General features: G+C 62.2%; 1 protein-coding gene. It reads left to right on the forward strand.

Translation table 11 applies throughout. The annotated features are described in order from the left end of the window. Nucleotides 1-632, forward strand: a 632-nt coding sequence (locus J5M56_RS23815; RefSeq protein ID WP_207937921.1) for a methyl-accepting chemotaxis protein, incomplete at both ends; no start/stop codon positions are given.

The raw sequence follows: 632 nt of genomic DNA on the forward strand, positions 1-632 counted from the left end.
TCAGCCGTGGCGACAAGCTCGGCTTCATTTCCAGCCTCAATGAGCTGACCAAAGACCTGCGCCTGGCGCGCATGGACTACGACATGCGTCGTGATGAACAGGGTCCGGGCGCGGTCAATGAATTGCTCAGCAAACTCGAAAGCGGTCTGCAATCGGCACGCGGCATGGTCGGGCAGCCATCCGATGTGGCGATGGTCGATCAACAGCTTGCTGCGGTCGCCGAATACAAACGCGCCTTCGGCGAAATGACCCAGGCCACCGTCCAGCGTGAAGATGCGCGGAGCAAGCTTGGCGCCAATGCCGACAACGCCGTGGCCAAGGTCGGCGAAGTCGAAAGTGCGCTGCTGCAAGGCGACAGCGTCGCCCAATACAACGCGGTGATCGAACTCAGCAAACTGTTGCAGCAGGCGCGCTATCAGGTGCGCGGCTACACCTACAGCGGCAAGGCCGATGCCGAGCAACCGGCGCTGACCGCCATCGACAACGCCCTGAAAAACCTCGAAAGCCTGCCGACCCGCGTGCCAGAGCAGCACATCGCCAACCTGCAGCAGGCCACCGACTCGCTCAAGGCCTATCGCGCCGCCGTCGCTCAATTCCGTGATTCGCAGGTCAAGAACACTGCTGCACTGGCG

The sequence above is a fragment of the Pseudomonas sp. 51_B genome, assembly GCF_017491595.1.
GTDB lineage: Bacteria > Pseudomonadota > Gammaproteobacteria > Pseudomonadales > Pseudomonadaceae > Aquipseudomonas > Aquipseudomonas promysalinigenes.